Below are 22,614 nucleotides of genomic sequence, written 5' to 3'. Positions count from 1 at the left end.
GATTTGTCAGGCCATTTTGCCGCAGGTACCCAGCCCCTGGTCACCCGGCCCTGGAGCGCAGCCTTTTAATCCGGTACATATCGCCATCGGCATGGCTGAGCAACGTATCGGCATCCTCCCCGTCCACGGGGTAAAAGGCCATGCCGATACTGCAGGACGGCATCTGGATCCCGCCGAATTCAGCCCCAAGGGGCTCGGCCATTGCCACACTAATCTGTTCGACCTTCCAGGCCACGTCGTCGGGTGACTGGATATCGGTCAACAGCACAGTGAACTCATCACCGCCCATGCGCGCCACCGTGTCCGATTCGCGCACGCAACCGTGCAGGCGCTGCGCAGCCATGCACAACACGCGATCGCCAATGGCATGCCCGTAGACATCATTGATGCCCTTGAAATCATTCATGTCCACAAACAGCAGGGCCAATGTGCTGTTGCGTCGGCGGGCGGCGCGCAGGGCCGTTTCCAGGCGGTCATTGAACAGCGCACGGTTGGGCAGTTGGGTCAGCGGGTCGTGATGGGCCAGAAAGCGCAACTCGTCCTCGGCCGCCCTCAAGGCTGTCACGTCCCGCGCAACCCCGATCCGCGCACCGACATCCTCAGACCAGAAGGCGGCCCAGAGGATATGCACAACCCCGCCATCCTTGCGGATATAGCGGTTGCGAAAGTCAACATGGGGCTGGCCATTCATCACCCGCACAATGGAGGCGCGCGAAATCGCCAGGTCCTCCGGGTGGATATAGTCCGTGATCAAGGTCCCCGTAAGCTCGTCGGCACGATAACCGAGTAGGGCCTGGCAGGCATCACTGACAAAGGCAATGCGGTTGTCCCTGTCGACCACAAACACCGTGTCCAGCATCAGATGGATCAGTTTGGGGTAGAGCGCCTGCAGGTCAACGGCCATAACTCGGGATGTCCAATTGGAAAAACGCCTTGATCATAGCCTGATAGCAAATCAATGGCCAAATAAGCGTTTTATGTGGCATTTTTGGCGCCAAATATTGGACGACGACTTCATCTCAAACGTCGTTCAAGGGATTGCGGCAAGGTGCTAGAGTCCGTGTTTTTCAGGGTCTGGGACGTACACATGGCAGAGCGATATCAAGGAAGCTGCCTGTGCGCAGCGGTCCGTTATGAACTGCTCACGGCGCCAAAAGCGGTGAGTCATTGCCATTGCGGCCAGTGTCGCAAAGGCCACGGCGCGGCCTTTGCCTCCTATGCCAGCGTTGCGCGCAGCGCACTGCGGGTGCTTCAGGGTGCCGACAAGATCACCGCCTACCCCTCCTCGGCCACGGTGGTGCGCGAGTTCTGCTCGCAGTGCGGTTCGAACCTGTTCTGGTCACGCAGCGAAGGGGAATTCGCCGACTGGGTTTCCATTGCCCTGGGCACCCTCGACACGCCCTTTGTGGCGCACAAGCAAACCCATATTTATATCGACACACCGGTCCACTGGGTTTAAGCGCATAGCTTGCCCGGCCATTGCGGGCGACACCCTTCCGTGAGGGGCCCTGGCGCTGCCAGGGCAATCGCGCGCCTGGAGCAGCCAGAACCCGACATCAGCGGCTAAACATCCCCCCCCTGCTGACCGGAGCTGTCCACTACACACCCGCAAAACCTCATCCCGGACACAATCGGCCCGACCACTGCATTTTTAGTTGTATACAATAATAACCAATTCTGGTTACATCGTTGCGCGCCTACGACACCGGCAAACGCCGCTGCGTATTGCGCCGGTCAACCACCATGCAGCTTGCACAGCCGCTTCAATCCACCGCGCCATACCGGCGCATGTCATCCCGCATTCACTGCGCCCGTGGGTGTGCCAGTGAACCGACCGCCCCTGCCCGGCCCTGCTGCATCCGGCCGCCAGGGCTTGGCTCAAGCCGAAAACCGATGCCGGCAACGGCATCACGTTGAAAGCAAACTCCAAACGGAAGAGGAATACCCATGGCAAAGACTTTACTGGTCAAGAACGCCGAACTTCTGGTCACAATGGATGGTGAACGCAGGGAAATCAGGCGCGGTGGCCTGTTTATCGAAGACAACCTGATCAAGCAGGTCGGCCCCGGCGAATCCCTGCCGCAACAGGCCGACGTGATTCTGGACATGACCGGCAAGGTGGTGATCCCGGGCCTGGTCAACACCCATCACCATATGTACCAGAGCCTGACCCGCGTTGTGCCGGCAGCCCAGGACGGCGAGCTGTTCAATTGGCTCAACAACTTGTATCCAATCTGGGCGCGACTGACCCCGGAAATGATCGCAGTTTCGACCCAAACCGCGATGGCCGAGCTGATTCTTTCCGGCTGCACCACCTCCAGCGACCACCTGTACATCTACCCCAACGGCTGCAAGCTGGACGACAGCATCCATGCCGCTGCAGAGATCGGCATGCGCTTTCACGCCGCACGCGGCAGCATGAGCGTGGGCCGTAGCCAGGGCGGCTTGCCACCGGACTCGGTGGTGGAGAAAGAGAGCCATATTCTTAAAGAGTCCCAGCGTCTGATCGAGGACTACCACGACCCGCGTCATGGCTCGATGCTGCGCATGGTCGTGGCGCCCTGCTCGCCCTTCTCGGTCAGCCGCGACCTGATGCGCGAGGCCGCAGTACTCGCCCGCCAGTACGGGGTATCGCTGCACACCCACCTTGCCGAGAACGTCAGTGACATCGCCTACAGCCGCGAGAAGTTCGGCATGACCCCTGCCGAGTACGCCGAAGACCTGGGCTGGGTCGGCCCGGATGTCTGGCACGCCCATTGCGTACAACTGGATCAGCACGGCATTGAGCTGTTCGCCCGCACCGGCACCGGGGTTGCCCACTGCCCGTGTTCGAACATGCGCCTGGCTTCGGGGATCGCGCCGATTCGCAGGATGCGCGACCACGGCGTGCCGGTGGGGTTGGGGGTAGACGGTTCGGCGTCCAACGATGGCGCCAGCATGATCGGCGAGGTGCGCCAGGCCCTGCTGTTGCAGCGGGTCGGGTTTGGCCCCGATGCGATGTCCGCTCGCGAGGCCCTGGAAATTGCCACATTGGGGGGCGCCAAGGTGCTTAACCGCAATGATATTGGTGCACTGGCACCTGGCATGGTGGCGGATTTTGTCGCTTTCGACCTGGGCCATCTGGCCTATGCCGGGGCCCATCACGATCCGTTGGCAGCGCTGGTGTTCTGTACCCCGACCCACGTCCATACCAGCGTGATCAATGGCCGCGTGGTGGTCAAGGACGGTCAGCTCACCACCGTCGACCTGCCGCGGGTGCTGGAACGCCACAACCAGCTGGCCCACCAGCTGGTCAGCGGTGAATAACCCCTTCAGGCCGTTGAGTGCCTGAGCGGGCTCAACGGATGCAACTGAGAACGTGCTGTTAGACGCATCTAAAATAACAAAAGCGAGCTACTCACCATGACTTCTTCCGCTTCCCCTCGTCCAGAAGACGAAAACCTCGGTACTGGCGCCAACCTGGCTTACGGCCTGCAGCATGTGCTGACGATGTACGGGGGCATCATTGCGGTGCCCCTGATCATCGGTCAGGCGGCCGGCCTGTCCTCTGCCGACGTTGGCCTGTTGATCGCCGCTTCACTGTTCGCCGGTGGCCTGGCCACCCTGCTGCAGACACTGGGCATTCCGTTTTTCGGCTGTCGCCTGCCATTGGTGCAAGGCGTGTCGTTCGCGGGTGTCTCCACCATGGTCGCGATCATTGGCGGTGACGGCAGTGGCGGCCTGCCGGTGGTGTTCGGCGCGGTAATCGTGGCGTCGGTGATCGGCCTGTTGATCACCCCGCTGTTTTCCAGCATCACCAAGTACTTTCCGCCACTGGTGACGGGCATCGTCATCACCACCATCGGCCTGACCCTGATGCCGGTCACGGCACGCTGGGCGATGGGCGGCAACAGTCAGTCACCTGAGTTCGGCAGCATGGCCAACATTGGCCTGGCGGCGATCACCCTGGTGCTGGTGTTGCTGCTCAGCAAGCTGGGCAGTGCCAGTATCTCGCGCCTGTCGATTTTGCTGGCTATCGTTATCGGCACACTGGTGGCGACCGCCGTTGGCATGACCGACTTCTCCCGGGTGCTGGAAGGGCCGCTGGTGGCATTGCCCGAAGTGCTGCACTTCGGCATGCCCGAGTTCCGCCTCGCGGCCATTCTGTCGATGCTGATCGTGATTATCGTGACCATGGTCGAGACCTCCGCCGATATCCTCGCGGTGGGTGAGATCATCGAAACCAAGGTCGACGCCAAACGCTTGGGCAACGGCCTTCGCGCCGACATGATTTCCAGTGCCCTGGCACCGCTGTTTGGCTCCTTCACCCAGAGCGCCTTTGCGCAGAACGTTGGCCTGGTCGCCGTGACCGGGATCAAGAGCCGCTATGTGGTGGCCACCGGCGGGCTGATCCTGGTAACCCTGGGGCTGCTGCCGGTGATGGGGCGCCTGGTCGCCGCCGTGCCCACTGCCGTGCTGGGCGGTGCTGGCCTGGTGTTGTTTGGCACCGTCGCGGCCAGCGGCATCCGCACCCTGGCCCAGGTGGACTATCGCAACAACATGAACCTGATCATCGTCGCCACATCGATCGGCTTCGGCATGATCCCGATTGCCGCACCCAACTTCTACCAGCACTTCCCGACCTGGTTCGAGACCATCTTCCACTCCGGCATCAGCTCAGCCGCAATCATGGCCATCCTGCTCAACCTGCTGTTCAACCATCTGCGGGCCGGTAACTCCGACCAGCAGTCGGTATTCGTCGCCGCCAGCGATCGTATCCTGCGTTCGCGGGATATCAGCTGCCTCAACGATGGCGACGTGTTTCGCGATGGCAAGCTGTTTGACTGCAACGGCAAGGAAGTGCCCGTAATGGAGTCCGACGAGCACCCTGAACAGGCTCCGGCCTTGCGTAAAAAAAGCTTCGAGCAAGAGCACTAGGCAGCAATAACCTTGGCAAAACGGCGCTCAGGCGCCGTTTTTTATGGTGCTGTGGTGAAAGCCGATACCTGCCGACGGGTGCTGGCAAGCAACCGGCAATCGAACTTTTCCCGGTTTACCTGTCTATGTGCATACGCTTTTCTGCCCGGCAAGCGCGCCCCACGCGGCGTTGCGCAGCAGAGAGCCACACATTCGAATGATATTCAGAGGTTATCTTCGCTCATGAAATTCCACGCCCCACGGATGGTGCTTTTGAGCCTGTTCGCGTTTGCGGCAATGGGCTCGGCATCTGCTACACCGACAAAAGCCTTGCCCGCGGCTTTTGCCACTCAACCTGCAGCCCTTGAAGCGGCAGCAGCCAACCCCTGGTCAGCGCTGGCCGGTGAACAACCCGCGCCCCTGCTTGCCCGTGACGACCACCACCGCTACGACAACCGCTGGCAAGCGCGCCGGGACGAGCGACGCAGGGAAAACTGGCGGCGCGATCAATGGCGCCGCGAGCAAGCCCGCCGTGAAGCCGAGCGCCGCCGCCATGACCGGGCCATGCACCAGCGCTACGACAACCATCACCGCGATTATCGCCGCTGATCCAAAAGCGGCTGCAGTCCATCAGGCAGCCCCTGCCCGGATTGTTCAGCAGCCGCTCAACGCCACCTGCGGCCGCTCGCCGGCAAAGAACAACGGTCGCAGGCGCACGCCCACACTGTTGCCGATAAACGCCGCCACCAGCCATACCCAGCCATGCAGGCTGCCCGAAGCGATGCCGCTGAAGTACGCGCCAATATTGCAGCCATAGGCCAGACGCGAACCATAGCCGAGCAGCAAACCACCAATCACCGCCGCCAGCAGCGAGCGCAGCGGAATGTTCAGGCTGGGGGCAAAACGCCCGGCCAGACCTGCGGCCAACAGCGCACCGAGGACAATACCAATGTCCATCACGCTGGTGATGTCTTCCCACACTGGCGCGGCCAGTGCCTTGGCATTGCCCGGCATCTGCCAGAACCCCCAACTGCCGACATCAACCCCCAGCCCGCTGGCCGCCTTGGCGCCCCATAGTGCGAACGCCGAGGTAATGCCCCACGGCCGCCCGGCCAGGGCCAGCGTGGCGTAGTTGAGCAGCGCCAGACCAATCGCCCCCCACACCAATGGCCACGGCCCACGCAAAAAGCGTCGCAGGCCCTGATGCTCACTGGTCACGCCTGCTTCGAGGGTACCGTGCCGGGATTTTTCCAAGCGCACAGTCACCGCGGCGATGATCGCGAACACGGCCAGGCTCAACAGCAAGGCGGGAACCACGCCGAGGCTTTTGACGATAGAGGTCGCTGGAAACGCAGGCAGGGCAAACCACCAGTCAACATGCTGGGTGGCAATCAGCGAACCGCAGATAAAGAAAAACAGGGTCACCAGCATGCGCGCATTGCCGCCGCCCACGGTAAACAGGGTGCCTGAGGCACAGCCGCCGCCCAGTTGCATGCCGATGCCGAAAATAAACGCACCGAACACCACCGACACGCCGATCGGCGCTACCAGCCCGACCACCGGCTGACCAAACAGGGTGCCCGCGCCCAGCGCGGGGAAAAACAGCACCACGGCCACGGCCAGCATCACCATTTGCGCGCGCAAGCCTGCGCCACGGCGATCATTGATAAAGACCCGCCAGGCCGAGGTAAAACCGAATGCCGCGTGGTAAAGCGTCAGGCCCAGTGCTGCGCCGACAATCAGCAACAGCACCTGGCGCGAACCGACACTGTTTTGCAGAAACACGGCGCCCAGCACCAGCAAGACAAAGGCCACCAGCGGCGCAATCGGCTTGCGCGCAGGCGTTATGGAAAGAGAACTGCTCATGGGGAATTCCGATACAGATGAGTTGGGTGGGTTGCGAGGCGCACGAGTATACCTCCCCGAGCGGCGCCTGCCCCAATGAGCAGGCGCCCCGGTCCAACCGACTGACTTGGCAAGGTGCCAAGCTAACCGGTTGGACCGCTACAACCTGTCGCAGACCTGTGGGCGCTGGCTGGCAGCACCTCGTTTAACTGACAGACCGCGCCGCCCGCATCGCGAGCAAGCCCGCTCCCACACTGTTCGCTCCCACACTGTTCACTGCAAGGCGACACACAACCTGTGGGAGTTGGCTTGGCAGCACCTCGTTAACTGACAGACCGCGCCGCCCGCATCGCGAGCAAGCCCGCTCCCACACTGTTCGCTCCCACACTGTTCACTGCAAGGCGACACACAACCTGTGGGAGTTGGCTTGGCAGCACCTCGTTAACTGACAGACCGCGCCGCCCGCATCGCGAGCAAGCCCGCTCCCACACTGTTCGCTCCCACACTGTTCACTGCAAGGCGACACACAACCTGTGGGAGCTGGCTTGCCTGCGATGCAAGCAACTCGTTCTACCTGACAGCCCCCCGTCATTACATCCCCAACCAGTTCGGCAACGCCAACGACACAAATGGCACATAGGTCACCAGCACCAGGAACGCCAGCATCACCAGCAACCAAGGCGACACCGCACGCACCACGCGAGTCAGCGGCATGCCCGTCACCGCCGAGGTGACAAACAGGTTAAGCCCGGTGGGTGGCGTGATCAGGCCGATCTCCATATTCACCACCATGATGATGCCCAGGTGGATCGGATCAATGCCCAGTTGCATCGCAATCGGAAACAGGATCGGCGCCAGAATCAGGATGATTGCCGAAGGCTCCATAAAGGTGCCGGCAACCAGCAACACGATATTGACCACCAGCAGGAATTCAATTGGCGTAAAGCCCTGTTCCACCACCCAGGCGGTGATCGACTGCGGGATCTGTTCAGTGGTCAGCACATGGGCAAACAGCATGGCGTTGGCGATGATAAACATCAGCACCACACTCAGTTTGCCCGCCTCGACAATCACCTTCGGGCATTCACGAATGGTCATGTCCTTGTAGATAAAGATCGCCACGAATGCCGCATAGACCGCCGCCACGGCAGCCGCTTCAGTCGGTGTGAACATGCCCGAGTAAATGCCGCCAAGGATGATCACAATCAGCATCAGCCCCCAACCGGCCCGGCGCCCTGCAGTGACGATTTCCTTGAACGAAGCGCGAGGCAGCGAGGGCATATCTTTCACCCGTGCCATGATGTAGATGGTCACCATCAAGACCAGCCCCAGCAACAGGCCCGGCACAACACCGGCCATAAACAGCTTGCCCACCGAGGTTTCGGTGGCAGTGGCATACACCACCATGACGATCGACGGCGGTATCAGGATGCCCAGGGTACCGGCGTTACACACGATACCGGCGGCAAAATCCTGCTTGTAGCCAGAACGCACCATGCCGGCAATCACGATCGAGCCCACTGCCGCCACGGTGGCCGGTGAAGAGCCACTCAGCGCCGCAAACAGCATGCAGGCCAGGATTGCGGCGATGGCCAGGCCACCCTTGATATGGCCGACGCAGGCGTTGGCAAAATCGATCAGGCGCCGGGCCACGCCGCCGCTGGTCATAAATGCACCCGACAACAGAAAGAACGGGATCGCCAGCAATGTGTAGTGCTCGCTGGTTTCAAACAGCTTGATCGCCAGTGAACGCACCGAGTCGTTACTGAAAAACAGGATGGTCATGGCCCCGGACAAACCCAGGGAGATCGCCACCGGGATGCCGACAAACATCAGCACGAACAGGGCGACAAAAAGGAAGGCAATGGTCATTTTGGAGTCCCCTGCTGGTCGTTCTCCGCCAGTTTCACGGCGTCATCCACTTCACTGTGCAAGCCCAGGCCTTGCTGCTTGCCCTGGATGATGCGGATAAAAATCTGCAGGAAACGCACGAACATCAGGGTAAAACCGATCGGCACGATCATTACGATCTGCCATTGCTTGATACCGAAGCGATCCAGGTCTTCAGCGCTGGTGCCCACGGCATACAAGGTGGCTACCCACTGCTCGCTGGAGTACGCCATGAGCACGCAATAACCCAGGCAAATGGCCACGGCGAGCAAGGCCACCCGCCGCTGGTTGGCTGGCTTGAACTGGCGCACCAGCAAGTCGACACCGATATGCGCACCAATGCGCACGCCCCAGGCCAGGCCGACAAAAATCAACCAGCCGAACATGGCCTTGGTCAGCGCCACGCTCCAGGTCATCTCTTGGGCAACATAGAGAATGCTGTCGCCGATGCCGAGCATGGCCTCGTTGGCGAACGGCAGCGAATCCCCCAATGAATAGAAAATTCCGTAGAGGTTGTTGAATACCACATACGCGAATGTAACCAGGGTCATGCCTGCAAGCAGGAACGCCACCAGCATTTCTTCCGCGTGATTCCAGACACGAACGGCTGCGTGCATGGGTTATCTCCCTTGAAAGAGCGATCGCAAAGCGACAAAAGGCACCGCTGGCGGCACCGTCCGGGGCCGCCAGCAACAATAAGGTGCTTAGCTGTCCTGGTTGGCCTGCTCGGCGGCGGCGATCACATCAGGACCGATATCGCTCTCGAACTTCTTCCACACCGGGCGCATGGCTTCACGCCACAACTCGCGCTGCTCCGGGGTCAGGGTGATGATTTCGCTGTTGCCGGAATCGGCAATGCGCTGACGTGAGGTCTGGTTCAGCGCCTCGGCCTGCTTGTTCACCTCCACGGTGACCTCGGCCATGACTTCGTCCAGGGTTTTGCGCACCTCTTCAGGCAGGCCATTCCAGAACTTGGTGTTGGTGATCACCATATAGTCGATGGCGCCATGATTAGACTCGGTGAAAAACTTCTGCACCTCATACACATTCTGGCTTTCGTAGTTCGACCAGGTGTTTTCGGTGCCATTGACCACACCGGTCTGCAAGCCCTGATATACCTCGGCAAAGCTCATCTTGCGCGGCGCCGCACGCAGGGCCTTGAACTGTTCATCCAGCACCGCAGAAGCCTGTACGCGGAACTTCAGCCCACGCGCATCCTTGGGCTCGTACAGCGCCTTGTTGGCGGATAATTGCTTCATCCCGTTGTGCCAGTAACCAAGCCCGGTAATCCCCTTGCCCTCCATCGACTTGAGCAGCGCCTGGCCTTGCGGGCTTTGCTGGAAACGGTCGAGTGCATTGATATCGGTAAACAGAAAGGGCAAGTCGAAGATCTGGATCGGCCTGGAGTAATGCTCGAACTTGGCCAGCGACGGCGCCAGCAGTTGCACGTCTCCGAGCAGCAGCGCTTCCATTTCCTTGCCGTCACCAAACAGCGAGGAGTTCGGATAGACCTCGACCTTGACCTGTCCCGGCAGACGTTCCTCGGCCAGTTTCTTGAACATCAACGCGCCCTGCCCCTTGGGCGTGTGCTCGGCGACAACGTGGGCGAACTTGATGCTGATGGGGTCGGCAGCGCTCGCAAAACCTGCGAATAAGGGAAGTGCGCAGGCCAGAGCCTTGAGGGTGTGCTTGAACATGGGTACATACCTCTTGTTGTTATTGATTTGGTAGTGCCTGGTGTTGCCTGTAGTGCGTTTGAACCTGTTCGCCCGACCTCAGGCCGGCGCCAGACCGGCCCGGCGCAATACCCGCCGGGCAAGGCCGATTACCGGGGCGTCGACCATCTGCCCGTCGACCACAAACACCCCGCCCCCGGATGCAACGGCATCCAGCACCCGGCGAGCCCAGTCCAGTTCTTCCGGGCGGGGCATATAGGCCGCGTGAATGATTGCCACCTGGCTCGGGTGTATGCACAGCAGGCCGCCAAAGCCCATGTCCCGGGCATCGGCGGCCATTTGGCGCATACCGTCAATGTTTTTGATGTCCGCGAACACGCTATCCAGCGGCGGAGCCAGTTGCGCCAGGATGCTGTGCAGCAAAATGGCGTAGCGCGCCTGATCAAGGATGCGCTGCGCAGCCTCGGTGCCGCTGGCCAGGCCCAGATCCAGGCCCAGGTCCAGCGCACCGAAGCTCAAACGTTCAACACCGCGGGCTGCGGCAATGGCCGGCAATTCAAGCAGGCCCCTGGCGCTTTCGATAATCGGCCACACCGGCTTGCCGCATGCCGTCGCCAGTTCGACCTGCGCGGCGCTTTCGGCCTTGGGCAGCAAGACCGCCACCACGCCGGGCTGGCGACGGCATAACTGAAGGTCCAGCGCCTGCTGCTCGTGCTGTGGCGCATTGATGCGGACCAGTACCCGGGCCTTTGGGTTGGCATCAAGATAGGCATCCAGATTGGCCCGCGCCTGGGCCTTGAGGGGTTCGGCTACGGCGTCTTCCAGATCGACGATCACCGCATCGGCACCGCTTTCCAGCGCCTTGGGTATCCGCTCGGGACGAGTGGCCGGGACAAACAACGCTGAACGAATCGGGGGGTTATCCATCACTGTGCTCCATGCCTTAAACCGCTCCTTGTTGATGCAAACGCTGGATCTCATCCGCGCCATAACCCAGTTCACCCAGCAGCCTGTCGGTGTGCTCGCCCAGGTCGGGCACCGCATCCATACGTGGCTCGAACGCCGTGTTGCGCCCCGGTGGCAAAAGCGCTGGCAACTTGCCCGCCGGGCTGTCCACCTCACGCCAGCGTGCGCGGGCAGCCAGTTGCGGATGAGCCCACACACCGGCCATATCGTTGACATGGGCATTGGCAATCGCTGCCCCGTCGAGCCGGGCAATCACCTCATCGGCGCTCATCCGGGCAAAGGCTTGCACGATAATGGCCCGCAACTCGCTGCGGTTCTCGGAGCGCCGCGCATTGGCATTAAAGCTCGGGTTACTCGCCAGGTCTGGTTGCAGCAACACCTTGTGGCAAAATTGCTGCCATTCGCGCTCGTTCTGCAGGCCGAGCATCACCGTGGCGCCGTCGCCGGTGGGGAACGGTCCGTAGGGGTAGATGGTGGCGTGGGCGGCGCCGGCTCGCGGAGGCGGCGCCGCACCGTCGTAGGCGTAATACAGCGGGTAGTTCATCCACTCCACCAGGCTTTCCAGCATCGACACATCGATACGGCTGCCCTCGCCGGTCTTGTCCCGCAGCAGCAAGGCCGAGAGCACACCGGTATAGGCGTACATGCCGGCGGCGATATCGGCAATCGAGCAGCCGGCCTTGGCCATGTCGTTTTCCCCGGGCCCGCCGGTCACGGACAGAAAACCGCCTTCGCTCTGGATCAGCAGGTCATAGGCTTTTTTCTGCTCATAAGGCCCGCCCTCGCCGTAGCCGGAGATATCGCAGACGATCAAGCGTGGAAAGCGCTTGTGCAGGGTTTCAAAAGACAGCCCCATGCGCTCTGTTGCCCCCGGCGCCAGGTTCTGCACCAGTACGTCGGCACTGGCCAGCAGCTTGTCGAGCACAGCCGCGGCCTCCTGCTGCTTGACGTCAAGGGTCAGGCTTTCCTTGGAGCGGTTGGTCCACACAAAGTGCGAAGCCAGGCCATTGACCCGCTCGTCATAGGCGCGGGCGAAATCGCCGGTACCCGGGCGTTCGATCTTGATCACCCGCGCCCCCAGGTCAGCCAGCTGGCGAGTGCAAAACGGCGCGGCAATGGCGTGTTCCAGACTGACCACGGTAATGCCGTCCAGTGGCCGTGGTTTGTGTGCAGTGGCGCTCATGATGGGCTCCCGGTGCGCGTCAGCACACTCAAGTTGTCGAGATGGCGCAAGTTCCAGACCCGCTCGACCAGCCCGCTCGCTTGCTCGTTGCTGCGCGCCCCCGAGAAAGCCAGCAGGCGGCGAAACTTGTCTTCCAGTTCGGCGCGGCTGAGGGTATTGCCCGGGTCGCCCTTGGGTTCGTCGATGCTCCCGTGCAAGGTAGTGCCCTGCACCGTGGTCACCGTTACCCGGCCCAGCCAGCGCTGCGGATAGGCACTGTCGACTGCCTCGTCCAGTTGCATGCGCACCTTGTCGCGAAAGTTGCTGATGCGCGGATCGGTCAGTGCATGCTGATGAAATTCGGGCAACCCGGCCTTGCCATAAACGGCGATCAGGCCCAGCACGGTGCCCATGGAGAACTTGGCCTGGTGCACACTCTGCGGCACCTCTACGCGACCCAATACATCGATGGCGCCCTGATGCACTCGGGTGGTGACGCTAGCAATGTCTGCTGCACCCAGGCCCTCGCGCTGCATCAATGCCAGCAGCGCATCCGCCGCCGGGTGAGTGTGGCGGCACGAGGCGTGAAACTTGAATGAAGTTTCCGTCAGCGCCCAGCGACTGCCCAGGCGATCGGACAAGCAAGCCGGGTTGGCATCACTGGACATGCCAGCCGCCATGCCTTGCTCGCCTTCGAGAATATTTTTCGCCCCGGTCAGCCCTTCGGCTGTCATGTACGCCGCCAGCAAACCATCGGCCGCTGCCTTGGCGGTATGCAGTTGCTTGGAGTCTGCCGCGTCGCGCAGAAACTCCCACAGGCCCGCCGCCTGGGTACCGGCGCTGCCCAGTAAATGGGTGAACTGCTGCTGGTTGAAACCCATCAGTTTGCCAACGGCCACCGCGGCCGCCAGGGTGCCGACCGTGGCCGTGGTGTGAAAAATGCGGTAATGCGAACGGCCAAGAAATTCGCCAATGCGAATGCCCGCCTCATAACCGGCGACAGCGGCGAGGATCAGCTCGCGGCCGGTTTTGCCCAGGTCCTGTGCTGCCGCCAGCACCGCTGGAAACACCACCGTCGCCGGGTGCAGCACCGAGCTGTTGTGCAGGTCGTCCTGCTCCACCAGATGGGAGCTGGCGCCATTGACCAGCGCGGCAAAGTACGCCGAGGTGGTTTGACCATTGACCAAAATCTCGGCAGGGCCGCTGGCCGGGCCCATCTTCGCGGCGTAGCGCTCGAACAGCGGGATCGGTTGTGCGCCCTGACTGGCCAGGGCCGAGCCCAACCAGTCGAGAAACAGATCTTCAGTACGGCGGATCACCGCTTCGGGCAACTGCTGGTCATGCAGACTGGCCAGGAACCCGGTGAGCGCTTGTGTGTGCTGACTCATGTAGCCTTCTCCATCAATGTCGACAGGCAGAACCGGTTTAGAAGGAACGCGGCAACTCAAGCAGATGCTCGGCCACATAAGACAGGATCAGGTTGGTGGAGATGGGCGCCACCTGATACAGACGGGTCTCGCGGAACTTGCGCTCGACGTCGTATTCATTGGCAAAGCCGAAGCCGCCGTGGGTTTGCAGGCAGGCGTTGGCGGCCTCCCAGCTGGCCTTGGCCGCCAGGTACTTGGCCATATTGGCTGCTGCTCCGGCCTTGCCCCCGGTGTCGTACTCTGCACAGGCGCGCCAGCGCATCAGGTCGGCGGCCTCCAGCTCGATATGAGCTTGCGCAATAGGAAACTGCACGCCCTGGTTCTGCCCGATCGGGCGACCAAACACCACGCGATCACGGGCGTACTGCGCGGACTTTTCATTGAACCAGCGGCCATCGCCGATGCATTCGGCGGCGATCAGCGTGCGTTCGGCATTGAGCCCGTCGAGGATATAGCGAAAGCCTTTGCCCTCTTCGCCGATCAGGCTGCTGGCAGGGATTTCGAGGTTGTCGAAAAACAGCTCGTTGGTCTCGTGATTGACCATATTGGCAATCGGCTGCACGGTCAGGCCATTACCGATGGCTTCGCGCAAATCCACCAGGAAGATCGACATGCCGTCGACTTTTTTCTGCACATCGGCCAACGGCGTGGTGCGGGCCAGCAGGATCATCAGGTCGGAATGCTGCACCCGCGAGATCCACACTTTCTGGCCGTTGATCACATACTTGTCACCCTGGCGTACGGCGGTGGTCTTGATTTTGGTGGTGTCAGTGCCCGTAGTCGGCTCGGTCACCCCCATTGACTGCAAACGCAGCTCACCGCTGGCCAGCCGGGGTAGGTAGTAGCTTTTTTGCGCTTCGCTGCCATGACGCAGCAAGGTGAACATGTTGTACATCTGCCCATGCACGGTGCCGGAGTTGCCGCCACAGTGGTTCACTTCCTCCAGAATCACCGAGGCCTCGGCCAGCCCCAGGCCCGAACCGCCGTATTGCTCCGGGATCATCGCCGACAACCAGCCGGCCTCGGTCATGGCGCTAACAAAGGCTTCAGGGAAGCCCTTGGCTTCGTCAATCCGGCGCCAGTACTCGGCCGGAAACTCCGCACACAGGGCGCGCACACCCTCGCGAATGGCGTTGTAGTCTTCGTTCAGATACGGATTCATTACAGATCCTTATTGGAGTTATTAGTCGAAGCTCACTTCGCCCTGTTGGGCGATGCCCTCTGAATTGCCCACCCACAGCTCGGCCTTGCCCGCCGCCACGACACGCCCGCGCACCACAAAAGGATGGGGCGCAATCAGTGGCCGCACGCCGCGATAGGCAAAGCGCCGCACCTGGGCTTGGGGATTGGCGCGGCAGAAAGCGCGCAGGCTCAGGGTGGCCATCAGCGGCCCGTGTACCACCAGGCCCGGATAGCCTTCGGTGTCGGTCGCATAGGGCCAGTCGTAGTGGATGCGGTGGCCATTGAAGGTCACGGCCGAATAGCGGAACAGCAAGGTCGGGCTGGGGGTGATCGACTCCTGCCAGATGCCTGTGGGCATGGGCTCGCCACCTGCCAGCTTGGGCGGTGTGGGTTCGCGGTAGACGATGTCCTGCTCTTCGCGAATAGCCAGTTGGCCGTCCTGCAGATAGTCATGCTGGACGGTGACGAACAGTAACGAGCCGGTTTTACCGAGCTTTTCCCGCACATCGAGAATCGTGGAAATACGTGTCGCCCTGGCGTCCACCCTGAGTGGCGAGTAAAACTCGACACGCCCGCCTGCCCACATGCGGTTGCGGTTATCGGCGGGCGGCAAAAAACCGCCCCGGGCCGGATGCCCGTCACCGCCCAGGCCATCCTGCGCAATCGCGGGCTGAAAAAAACACCACTGCCACAACGCCGGCAAAGGCTCCCCGGCCTGCGGCACCTTCTCGCCAAAAGTGGCGGCGATACGGGTCACCAGATTCTGGCTCAGATGGTCATGGATTTCTTCAGTGCGGCCGATCCAGTCGGCCAGTGCGTTATCGCTCATCGGTGATTGCCCCGTGGCTTGTTATTTTGGCCATGATTGCCAAAAGCCGGGCGATCTGTGAATCTGCGTTTCGGTAAGGGGGCGTTCGGTTTTGGTTAACGCCGTAACCAATGGAAATCCAATATGCATTTTGATCTTGTCGACCTGCGCCTGTTTATTCATATCGCCGAATCCCCCAGCCTCACCCAGGGTGCGCGCAAGGCGTTTATCTCACCGGCAGCGGCCAGTGCGCGGATCAAAAGCCTGGAAGAAAACCTCGCCAGCCGCCTGCTTTACCGCGACAGCCGCGGCGTTGAACTGACCCCTGCCGGTGAGCTGTTTCTGCAGCATGCACGGGTGATCATGCGCCAGGTGGACTACATGAAAAGCGAGTTCACCGAGTACGACACCGAGGCGTCCGGGCATATCAAGATCTTCGCCAACACCACGGCGGCCAGTGAATTCTTGCCGGAAATCCTGGCCGGCTTCCTGGCCGAACGCCCCGGTGTCACAGTGGACCTGCAAGAGCGCCTGAGCCGCGATATCGTCCGCGGGGTCATGGATGGCTCAACGGATATGGGCATCATTGCCGGCCCGGTCGAAGCCGACAGCCTGCAGGTCATCCACTTCAGCACCGACCAGTTGATCCTGGTCACTCCCCTCGATCATCCCCTGGCCCGCTGCAAGTCGATCAAACTGGCCGACACCCTGGCCTATCCCCATATCGGCCTGCACGAAGGCACGACCCTGCTGCGCTTTTTGCATGAACAGGTCGCCCTGCACGGCAAGACCCTGAACATGCGCATCAAGGTCTACAGCTTCGAGGCCATGTGCCGCATGGTCGAAGCCGGGGTGGGCATTGCCATCCTGCCGGAGTCTTCGGCCCATCGCCATCAACAGACCATGGGCCTGTCGGTGATCGAACTGGACGAGCCCTGGCGGGTGCGCGAACGCAGCATTCTGGTGCGTGACCTGCAGGCACTGCCCAAGGTGACCCGGGCCTTGATCAATAGGGTGCTGGCCCATCACAAGGGCGTTGGCCAGGCGTCAGGCCCAGTATCCGTGCAGCCCTGAGGTCAGTCTTGCAGCACAGCGCATGGGCTCTGGTTCCGGTAATCGTGCGGGCTGATGCCCAACTGCTTGTGAAACACGCGTCGCATGCGCTCCTCGCGACCAAACCCTGCGGTTTCGGCAACCCGCTTGATCTGCTCGCTCGTGGTTTTCAGCAACTGGCAGGCGGCATCAAGGCGCAACAACTCTACTGCCTGGGCGGGGGTATGGCCGGTAGTGGCCACATAAGCACGGGCAAAATGGCGCGGGCTCATGCCAAATTGCTCCGCCAGTTTCTCCACCCGCAAGTCGCTTTGCAGGTTGGCCGCAATCCAGGCGTGCAACCGCACCAGGCGTACGTCCGGGTCGGTGCGCAGGGCCCGGGACTGGGCATTGAGCGACGCACTGAGCTGGGGCTGTTTGGCCGAACGCCAGAGGAAAACAGTGAAATAGCGCGCCAGCTCCAGAGCGGCATGGGCGCCGAGATCCTGCTCCACCAGCCCCAGCGCCAGGTCGATACCGGCAGCCGCCCCTGCGCACGTCCAGAGGTTGGCGTCGTGCAGGTATAACCCTTCGCCCTGGCACTGCAGTGTCGGGTAGCGGGCTTGCAGTTGTTCGGCAAATTTCCAGTGGGTCACCACCTTGCGCCCATCGAGCAGGCCAGCGGCGGCCAGGGCGAAGGTGCCTGTGCCGATGGAACACAACCTGCGTATGGACCCGGCGCGGCTGCGCAACCAGCTGCAGACCTGCACGCTGGCTTCAAGTGCTGACACACCCGGCCCGCCAGCCACGATCAGGGTGTCGATCACTGGTGCCTGCCGGTCGAGCTGCGCCAGGGACAGTGTATTGACGCTGATCCCGGAAACCGAGGTTATCGGGCCTCCCGCAGGCGATACCAGCAACAGCCGATAAGGCGGATGACTGGCAAAAGTGCCGCCCAACAGCCGGGGTATGGCAGCGAACACCTCCAGCGGCCCCGCAGCGTTGAGCAGCAACAGCTCATCGAATGCCAGCACCACCACCGTGCGCGGCATGGCAGCAAAAGAGGGGTGTTTGGCATGGAGCGCCACGGTTTGCCTCGACATACTCGATTCCACGCACACAGGGGAGCCCGACAATGCGCCCCTGTTACGCACAATGCCAGTGGAACCTTGATGGAGCCTGACCATGTCAACCCTGCACAGCACCACCCTGAAACGCCAGAAGACCGGCCTTATCGGCGTCGACCATTCCCGCAGCGCCGGTGGCTACACGCTGTTCGCCCCGCAAACGGCCGCTGGCAATGTATTGCTGATCGACCTGGACGGTGAAATCGTCCACCGCTGGAAGCTGCCCCAGCGCCCCGGCCGCGACGCCGTGATACTGCGCAACGGCAACCTGGGCTACAACGGCAACCACCCTGATTCCCCTGACCTGTTCCCGGGCTGGTCGGTCTGGCATGGCGGCGCCTTCAGCGAGGTCACCCCTGACGGCGAAGTGGTCTGGGAGCACACGGACCTGTTGCACCATCACGATGCCCAATGGCTGGACAACGGCCACCTGCTCTACACCACTGTCGAGCCATTGAGCCCGGAGCTGGCCGGTCGCGTAGTGGGCGGCATTCCTGGCAGCGAGGCGCCGGGCGGGGTTATTTATGGGGATGTGGTCAAGGAAGTCGACCGCCAGGGGCATGTGGTGTGGGAGTGGCGCAGTTGGGAACATCTACGCCCTGAAGACTACCCGCTGCATGATGCGTTCGAACGCTATCACTGGCCCATGACCAACGCCGTCTCGCCGGGCCGCGATGGCAAGGTCATCCTCAGCCTGCGCAGCGTTTCGTCGGTGATTGCCATTGCCCGCGACAACGGTGCGGTGCTGTGGCGCCTGGGCCATGACCTGGTTGCGCAACAGCACTGCCCGAGCGAGCTGGAAAATGGCAATGTGCTGGTCTTCGACAACGGCATCTCTCGCCCGCACAGCAGCATGCCGCACTCGCGAATTCTGGAAATAGAGCCACTGCGCCAGCGGATCGTGTGGCAGTACGCCGATACCCCGGGCTATGCCTTTTTCACCCCGTTCATGGGCGGCGCGCAACGCCTGCACAACGGCAATACGCTGGTGACTGAAGCCAATTTTGGCCGTCTGTTTGAAGTCACCCCGACGGGAGAAGTGGTCTGGGAATATATCAACCCCTACTTCGCCCCGTACCCGGATGCAGCAGCCAGCGCCTATCTGCCGGGTGAAAACAACGCGATCTTCCGCGCGCACCGTTATCAGCGCCGGGAAATACCTTGGTTGGTTGTTAGATAAAAAGCTAAAAGCCCCTCACCCTGGCCCTCTCCCGAAGGGAGAGGAGGCTGACTGGGAGAGGGTTGGGGTGCGAGCTGTTTCAGAGCCGCTTATGCCACTGGAAATCAATGCCGCTCGAGGGCATTCACCAGGTCATGGAAGGCTTCACGGTTGGAGTCGTTAAGCCCCATCAGAATCTTGTGCGCCTCTAGTACCTTCACCCGCACCACCTCTTCGGTCTGGTCCTGTGAAGGCAGGTCGGTCAGGCACTCCGGGCACGGAATCGGCTTGCCGATAATGTTGAACACCTGGTCGAAGCCCATCGACTCCAGCAGGCGGGTGATGTCTTCATGGGTGGTGACCACTGTCGGCAGCAGGCCGATTTTTTGACGCGACAGGATCGACAGTTTCGCCAGCAAGCCCAGGGTGGTGCTGTCGATACTGCGGGTTTCCGTGAGGTCGATCACGATGGCGTTGAAGTTCAGCGCCGTGAAAATCCTCTCGATTGTCGCATCCAGTGCCGAACACAAGGTCAGACGCACTTCACCCACAAACTTCAGGACGAAGGTGCCATCCTGTTCGGCGAACTGAATTCTACCTGTACTCATTTAAGGTTCCTGCTCAACACCAACAAGGCGATATCATCCGGCATCTCACCTAGCGTAGCTAATCCAAACACCCGGCGCAGGCCATCCAGGCTGCCGCCTGCTGTTTTTACCAGTTGCGGTAAAGCAGCTTCTTTCTCTTTGAGCGTCTGCTCGGTCAAAAGGTCCAGAATACCGTCCGACATCAGCGTCAGGCTGAAGGTTTGCGGCAATTTCAGGACCTGGTCTTCATAGGTGGCTTCGTTGAACAGGCCAACGGGCAACCCCCGCCCTTCCAGGTAACTGACACTGTCTGGAGTGTAGAGCACCGGCAAGGGCAAGTGCCCGCCAATGCTGTAGGTCAGTTCACCGGTTTCTTCATTGATCACGCCGCCCACCATCGTCACATGCTTGCCCAGCTTGCAGTTGATCAGGCCACGGTTGATGTGCCCAAGCACTTCGGAAGGCTTGAACTCCGGCAAGGTGCCATTGCGCTTGGACTCGAACAGCAGGCGCGTGGTCATGAACTTGAGCAGCACCGTGACAAAGGCCGAAGAGGCGCCGTGCCCGGAAACGTCTGCCAGATAAAAGGCCACGCGATGCTCGTCAACCCGGAAGTAGTCGACAAAATCGCCAGACAGGTACAGGGACGGGATGATCTTGTGCGCAAAGCTGAACTCATCTGTGGTCCAGGGGCTGACCGGCAGCATGTTCATCTGCACCTGCCGCCCGGCGTTCTGGTCTTCCTGCAGCAAATGCAGGCTGGCTTCCAGTTCGCGGTTAGCCGACTCCAGCTTGTCCCGATAGCGCTGGTTTTCAAGCTGCAGGCGCGCACGATCCAGGGCACGGTGAACCGAATGCTCCAGCACCGCAAGGTCTTCCAGCGGCTTGATCAGGTAGTCGGCAGCGCCCAGGCGCAAGGCCTCGACCACATCGCTCATGACCCCTGCGCCCGAGATGACGATCACCGGCGTCTTTGCCGAGCGCTGGGCAACCTGGCGAATCAGCTCAAGGCCACTCATTTGCGGCATGCGCAGGTCACAGATGATCAGATCTGGCTGCTCTTGCTCGAACATCTGGAGGCCTTGCACGCCATTGCTGGCCTGAAGGACGCTGAAGCCGCTGTCTTCGAGGTAGGCCGCCAGACTTGCGCGTACAACTTCGTCGTCATCAATGATCAGCAGCGTGGCACTGGTTTTTTGCATGTGGGCAAACGGCGCCAGGATTAGGTTGTCGCTGAGGTTCGCAAACGTCGAACTCAACAACTGAAATGGCTTGTGAACATCCCTGATTCAAATCGACTGTATTGCTCGATCCTACAAAGGTGCCCGTGTAAGGCGCAGACGGTACTCCCATCCGCGGGGGGTTTCAAGCTCAGGCCGATGGCGGCCTGAGGTGTTCGTCACGTTAAATTACCGCGGGTTATAAGAACCACGTTTACGGCAACCAAAACCTAGGTAACAAGGGCCGGCAAGCCGATTGATTCTCATCTTCATTCATGCAAAAAACGGCCACCAGGGCCGTTTTTTGTTTATCTTTCCAAGGTGTTAGAAGTCGTCGACAACCTTGCCGTCCTTGACCTTGAATTCACGGCTTTGCAGATACGCATTACGGATAAAGATGTATTTATCCCCCGTGATCAGTTTTTCGGCCGACAGCAGGTTGGCGCGGGCATCAATGATTTTCATCCCGGCAACGGTGTTGCGCGCCGAGACGTCATGCATGTAGCGGTAGGGTTCGGCGTAGGAGTCCGGGTAGATGCCCAAGGCATCACGCACGGTACTTGGGCCCAGCAGCGGCAGCACCAGGTACGGGCCGCTGTTCAGGCCCCAGTAGCCAAGGGTCTGGCCAAAGTCTTCGTCGTTGCGCTGCAGGCCCATCTTGGTGCCCACATCAAAGAAGCCGCCAACACCGACAATGGTGTTCATCAGCAAACGGGCGGTATCCACGCCCGCAGCGTGCGGCTTGACCTGCAACACGTTGTTGGCCAGGTTGCGCACGTCACCGATGTTGCGGTACATGTTGTGGATGCCATCCTCCAGAAACTGCGGAGTGATGAACTGATAGCCCTGGGCAATCGGCTTCAGGGCATAGGTGTCGAGGGTGTCGTTGAATTTGAACATGACCCGGTTAAACCCTTCCCACGGGTCGTCCTCGGTGGCGGCATTGGCTGCCAAAGGCATCAAGGTCACACCGGCACAGATAAACAATGGAGCGAGACGAACAGTCCAGCGCATAGCAAAACTCCCTGAAGTTACTCAACACTTGGGCGCTATGCCCTGAGTCAGGCCATTAGTATAACGGGAAATGTCTTTTAGGCAGCCCCCAAGCAATAGCCTAAACAGACTTGTATTAAAGATAGACGTTCCCGCCCTTGCAGATTCTTTTAAAACCACCTGCCAGCACGACAAAAAATCACGCACAGGGGATTTTGATAGAGATCATGCACTTCGGGCGCGAGTGGATTAATCTAGAAGCCCGCTTGCAGACCTTTTGTTCACTTCGAAGGTCTACACCAGAGCCTATCAATAAAGGATGAATGCTATGCCTGCCCGCGACCTGCAAGAACAACTCAACACCTTGCGCGAGCAACTGGAACAGAATCCGCCGCTCACCCAGGAAGAGCGTGATCATTTGAACCAGCTCTCCACTCAAATCCAGGCTCAGATTGATATCGAGAAAGCCACCAACGATTCCAGCCTGGCCGACAACGTCAACCTGGCCATCGAACGCTTCGAAGTCGACCACCCTACCCTGGCCGTCACCCTGCGCAGCATCGTGCAGACCCTGGGCAATATCGGCATCTGATCAGCCCGCGACCACCAGCAAACAAAAAAGCCCCGGCTCATGTCACATGAGC

The 22,614-nt window shown here is 60.7% G+C and carries 21 protein-coding genes; 7 read left to right on the top strand and 14 right to left on the bottom strand.

All coding sequences use genetic code 11. The features are described 5' to 3' along the window. Nucleotides 1–40 precede the first annotated feature (40 nt). Complete coding sequence (locus tag BFC21_RS03290) at nt 41–904, bottom strand: GGDEF domain-containing protein (RefSeq protein WP_088377188.1); 864 nt, start codon at nt 902–904, stop codon at nt 41–43. A gap of 183 nt (nt 905–1,087) precedes the next feature. Here BFC21_RS03290 and BFC21_RS03285 point away from each other — a divergent pair, with 183 nt between their 5' ends. The 4 genes from BFC21_RS03285 to BFC21_RS03270 all read left to right on the top strand — a co-directional run bounded on the left by BFC21_RS03285 (nt 1,088) and on the right by BFC21_RS03270 (nt 5,505). After that, entirely contained in the window at nt 1,088–1,459 is a 372-nt protein-coding gene (locus tag BFC21_RS03285) for a GFA family protein (protein WP_088377187.1), read from the top strand. Between the two features lie 488 nt (nt 1,460–1,947). Further along, on the top strand, nt 1,948–3,306 hold the full coding sequence (locus BFC21_RS03280) for an 8-oxoguanine deaminase (protein ID WP_088377186.1): 1,359 nt from the start codon (nt 1,948–1,950) through the stop codon (nt 3,304–3,306). 96 nt (nt 3,307–3,402) lie between these two features. Beyond that, complete coding sequence (locus tag BFC21_RS03275; RefSeq protein WP_120265682.1) at nt 3,403–4,917, top strand: nucleobase:cation symporter-2 family protein; 1,515 nt, start codon at nt 3,403–3,405, stop codon at nt 4,915–4,917. 222 nt (nt 4,918–5,139) lie between these two features. Further along, nucleotides 5,140–5,505, top strand: a complete 366-nt coding sequence (locus BFC21_RS03270; RefSeq protein ID WP_162939283.1) for a hypothetical protein — start codon at nt 5,140–5,142, stop codon at nt 5,503–5,505. A gap of 45 nt (nt 5,506–5,550) precedes the next feature. On the opposite strand, the gene BFC21_RS03265 is transcribed toward BFC21_RS03270, so the two are convergent. The 9 genes from BFC21_RS03265 to BFC21_RS03225 form a co-directional block, all read right to left on the bottom strand. After that, nucleotides 5,551–6,762, bottom strand: coding sequence for a YeeE/YedE family protein (locus BFC21_RS03265; RefSeq protein WP_088377183.1), 1,212 nt, complete (start codon nt 6,760–6,762; stop codon nt 5,551–5,553). Nucleotides 6,763–7,332: 570 nt separating this feature from the next. Continuing rightward, nucleotides 7,333–8,613, bottom strand: a complete 1,281-nt coding sequence (dctM, locus tag BFC21_RS03260; RefSeq protein WP_016780617.1) for a C4-dicarboxylate TRAP transporter large permease protein DctM — start codon at nt 8,611–8,613, stop codon at nt 7,333–7,335. Continuing rightward, nucleotides 8,610–9,248 carry a TRAP transporter small permease gene (locus BFC21_RS03255; protein ID WP_086796503.1) on the bottom strand — a complete coding sequence of 213 codons (639 nt, stop codon included), beginning with the start codon at nt 9,246–9,248 and terminating at the stop codon, nt 8,610–8,612. Before BFC21_RS03255 ends, dctM begins: the two co-directional genes overlap by 4 nt. Before the next feature lie 87 nt (nt 9,249–9,335). Continuing rightward, nucleotides 9,336–10,328 (bottom strand): TRAP transporter substrate-binding protein, encoded by a 993-nt coding sequence (locus BFC21_RS03250; RefSeq protein ID WP_016780615.1) that lies wholly within the window; start codon nt 10,326–10,328, stop codon nt 9,336–9,338. 78 nt (nt 10,329–10,406) lie between these two features. After that, nucleotides 10,407–11,234 carry a CoA ester lyase gene (locus BFC21_RS03245; protein WP_120265681.1) on the bottom strand — a complete coding sequence of 276 codons (828 nt, stop codon included), beginning with the start codon at nt 11,232–11,234 and terminating at the stop codon, nt 10,407–10,409. 16 nt (nt 11,235–11,250) lie between these two features. Beyond that, nucleotides 11,251–12,456, bottom strand: a complete 1,206-nt coding sequence (locus BFC21_RS03240) for a CaiB/BaiF CoA-transferase family protein (RefSeq protein WP_088377181.1) — start codon at nt 12,454–12,456, stop codon at nt 11,251–11,253. After that, nucleotides 12,453–13,823: an MmgE/PrpD family protein gene (locus tag BFC21_RS03235; RefSeq protein WP_088377180.1), complete on the bottom strand. Its 1,371-nt coding sequence runs from the start codon at nt 13,821–13,823 to the stop codon at nt 12,453–12,455. Before BFC21_RS03235 ends, BFC21_RS03240 begins: the two co-directional genes overlap by 4 nt. A 37-nt stretch (nt 13,824–13,860) precedes the next feature. Continuing rightward, nucleotides 13,861–15,024 (bottom strand): acyl-CoA dehydrogenase family protein, encoded by a 1,164-nt coding sequence (locus BFC21_RS03230; RefSeq protein WP_088377179.1) that lies wholly within the window; start codon nt 15,022–15,024, stop codon nt 13,861–13,863. A gap of 21 nt (nt 15,025–15,045) precedes the next feature. Continuing rightward, on the bottom strand, nt 15,046–15,873 hold the full coding sequence (locus tag BFC21_RS03225; protein ID WP_095005191.1) for a MaoC family dehydratase N-terminal domain-containing protein: 828 nt from the start codon (nt 15,871–15,873) through the stop codon (nt 15,046–15,048). Nucleotides 15,874–15,996: 123 nt separating this feature from the next. Here BFC21_RS03225 and BFC21_RS03220 point away from each other — a divergent pair, with 123 nt between their 5' ends. Next, nucleotides 15,997–16,926 (top strand): LysR family transcriptional regulator, encoded by a 930-nt coding sequence (locus BFC21_RS03220; RefSeq protein ID WP_016780609.1) that lies wholly within the window; start codon nt 15,997–15,999, stop codon nt 16,924–16,926. Between the two features lie 2 nt (nt 16,927–16,928). On the opposite strand, the gene BFC21_RS03215 is transcribed toward BFC21_RS03220, so the two are convergent. Then, a complete protein-coding gene (locus BFC21_RS03215) occupies nt 16,929–17,987 on the bottom strand; it encodes a GlxA family transcriptional regulator (protein ID WP_120265680.1) in 1,059 nt (352 codons plus the stop codon). An 82-nt stretch (nt 17,988–18,069) separates the two neighbouring features. Between BFC21_RS03215 and BFC21_RS03210 the strand changes: the two genes are divergently transcribed. Then, nucleotides 18,070–19,191 (top strand): aryl-sulfate sulfotransferase, encoded by a 1,122-nt coding sequence (locus BFC21_RS03210; RefSeq protein WP_120265679.1) that lies wholly within the window; start codon nt 18,070–18,072, stop codon nt 19,189–19,191. Between the two features lie 104 nt (nt 19,192–19,295). Here BFC21_RS03210 and rssC read toward each other — a convergent pair whose 3' ends face one another. The 3 genes from rssC to BFC21_RS03195 form a co-directional block, all read right to left on the bottom strand. Continuing rightward, nucleotides 19,296–19,778 (bottom strand): anti-sigma factor antagonist RssC, encoded by a 483-nt coding sequence (gene rssC, locus BFC21_RS03205; protein ID WP_016780601.1) that lies wholly within the window; start codon nt 19,776–19,778, stop codon nt 19,296–19,298. Beyond that, the gene (gene rssB, locus BFC21_RS03200) at nt 19,775–20,959 is read right to left on the bottom strand and encodes a two-component system response regulator RssB (protein ID WP_088379462.1); all 1,185 of its coding nucleotides are present in this window, start codon (nt 20,957–20,959) and stop codon (nt 19,775–19,777) included. The genes rssC and rssB overlap by 4 nt, the downstream gene beginning before the upstream one ends. 342 nt (nt 20,960–21,301) lie before the next feature. Next, nucleotides 21,302–21,991, bottom strand: a complete 690-nt coding sequence (locus BFC21_RS03195; protein WP_120265678.1) for a VacJ family lipoprotein — start codon at nt 21,989–21,991, stop codon at nt 21,302–21,304. A gap of 307 nt (nt 21,992–22,298) precedes the next feature. On the opposite strand from BFC21_RS03195, the gene BFC21_RS03190 reads away from it, so the two are divergent. Then, nucleotides 22,299–22,562, top strand: coding sequence for a DUF4404 family protein (locus tag BFC21_RS03190; RefSeq protein ID WP_088377176.1), 264 nt, complete (start codon nt 22,299–22,301; stop codon nt 22,560–22,562). Nucleotides 22,563–22,614 lie beyond the last annotated feature (52 nt).

The organism is Pseudomonas sp. TMW 2.1634, assembly GCF_001703595.1.
Classification (GTDB): Bacteria; Pseudomonadota; Gammaproteobacteria; order Pseudomonadales; family Pseudomonadaceae; genus Aquipseudomonas; species Aquipseudomonas fragi.
The sequence above is the reverse complement of the archived record's forward strand: the minus strand, read 5'-3'. Positions and strand labels throughout refer to the sequence as shown.

Excerpts from the sequence above, each read along its gene's own strand:
- BFC21_RS03290 (WP_088377188.1), bottom strand. The coding sequence starts at position 904 with ATGGCCGTTGACCTGCAGGCGCTCTACCCCAAACTGATCCATCTGATG.
- BFC21_RS03285 (WP_088377187.1), top strand. The coding sequence starts at position 1,088 with ATGGCAGAGCGATATCAAGGAAGCTGCCTGTGCGCAGCGGTCCGTTAT.
- BFC21_RS03280 (WP_088377186.1), top strand. The coding sequence starts at position 1,948 with ATGGCAAAGACTTTACTGGTCAAGAACGCCGAACTTCTGGTCACAATG.
- BFC21_RS03275 (WP_120265682.1), top strand. The coding sequence starts at position 3,403 with ATGACTTCTTCCGCTTCCCCTCGTCCAGAAGACGAAAACCTCGGTACT.
- BFC21_RS03270 (WP_162939283.1), top strand. The coding sequence starts at position 5,140 with ATGAAATTCCACGCCCCACGGATGGTGCTTTTGAGCCTGTTCGCGTTT.
- BFC21_RS03265 (WP_088377183.1), bottom strand. The coding sequence starts at position 6,762 with ATGAGCAGTTCTCTTTCCATAACGCCTGCGCGCAAGCCGATTGCGCCG.
- dctM (WP_016780617.1), bottom strand. The coding sequence starts at position 8,613 with ATGACCATTGCCTTCCTTTTTGTCGCCCTGTTCGTGCTGATGTTTGTC.
- BFC21_RS03255 (WP_086796503.1), bottom strand. The coding sequence starts at position 9,248 with ATGCACGCAGCCGTTCGTGTCTGGAATCACGCGGAAGAAATGCTGGTG.
- BFC21_RS03250 (WP_016780615.1), bottom strand. The coding sequence starts at position 10,328 with ATGTTCAAGCACACCCTCAAGGCTCTGGCCTGCGCACTTCCCTTATTC.
- BFC21_RS03245 (WP_120265681.1), bottom strand. The coding sequence starts at position 11,234 with ATGGATAACCCCCCGATTCGTTCAGCGTTGTTTGTCCCGGCCACTCGT.
- BFC21_RS03240 (WP_088377181.1), bottom strand. The coding sequence starts at position 12,456 with ATGAGCGCCACTGCACACAAACCACGGCCACTGGACGGCATTACCGTG.
- BFC21_RS03235 (WP_088377180.1), bottom strand. The coding sequence starts at position 13,823 with ATGAGTCAGCACACACAAGCGCTCACCGGGTTCCTGGCCAGTCTGCAT.
- BFC21_RS03230 (WP_088377179.1), bottom strand. The coding sequence starts at position 15,024 with ATGAATCCGTATCTGAACGAAGACTACAACGCCATTCGCGAGGGTGTG.
- BFC21_RS03225 (WP_095005191.1), bottom strand. The coding sequence starts at position 15,873 with ATGAGCGATAACGCACTGGCCGACTGGATCGGCCGCACTGAAGAAATC.
- BFC21_RS03220 (WP_016780609.1), top strand. The coding sequence starts at position 15,997 with ATGCATTTTGATCTTGTCGACCTGCGCCTGTTTATTCATATCGCCGAA.
- BFC21_RS03215 (WP_120265680.1), bottom strand. The coding sequence starts at position 17,987 with ATGTCGAGGCAAACCGTGGCGCTCCATGCCAAACACCCCTCTTTTGCT.
- BFC21_RS03210 (WP_120265679.1), top strand. The coding sequence starts at position 18,070 with ATGTCAACCCTGCACAGCACCACCCTGAAACGCCAGAAGACCGGCCTT.
- rssC (WP_016780601.1), bottom strand. The coding sequence starts at position 19,778 with ATGAGTACAGGTAGAATTCAGTTCGCCGAACAGGATGGCACCTTCGTC.
- rssB (WP_088379462.1), bottom strand. The coding sequence starts at position 20,959 with ATGCAAAAAACCAGTGCCACGCTGCTGATCATTGATGACGACGAAGTT.
- BFC21_RS03195 (WP_120265678.1), bottom strand. The coding sequence starts at position 21,991 with ATGCGCTGGACTGTTCGTCTCGCTCCATTGTTTATCTGTGCCGGTGTG.
- BFC21_RS03190 (WP_088377176.1), top strand. The coding sequence starts at position 22,299 with ATGCCTGCCCGCGACCTGCAAGAACAACTCAACACCTTGCGCGAGCAA.